The 417-nt window shown below is 23.5% G+C and carries 1 pseudogene; it reads right to left on the bottom strand.

From position 1 onward, the window contains the following. Nucleotides 1-12 precede the first annotated feature (12 nt). Nucleotides 13-417: pseudogene (locus AVBRAN12637_RS09730) on the bottom strand (hypothetical protein); the annotation flags it as partial.

Raw genomic sequence — 417 nt, 5'->3', positions numbered from 1 at the left:
CTTGTTGGTGGATTATTTCCACCAACTATCTAATTCTTTATAATTTTCACAAGCTAATTTATAACCACTATCACAAGAAAGCTTATAATACTTTAAAGCTTGTTTTTTATCTTTTTTATCTTTAGTATCAGTGTATAATAATTTATAATGTTTTCCTACCATAATGCAATATTTATTATTTAATTCACAAGATTTTACATAATAATCAAATTCTTTTTTTTCATCACTAAAAATAATTTTATTTTTTGGAGAATACTTAGAATAAAATTTAGCCAAAACCAAACAAGACTTAGCACTTTGTAACTCATCGCAACCTTTAAAAGCTACTTCAGCACTCTCTTTTAATTTTAAATAATCACTACTATCATATTTTTTATAATCCAAATAATTCTCACAAGATTTAGCATTGTTTTCTTT

It is taken from the genome of Campylobacter sp. RM12637 (assembly GCF_020137645.1).
Classification (GTDB): Bacteria; Campylobacterota; Campylobacteria; order Campylobacterales; family Campylobacteraceae; genus Campylobacter_E.
Note: the sequence above shows the minus strand (reverse complement) of the source record. Positions and strands in the feature narration are given on the sequence as shown.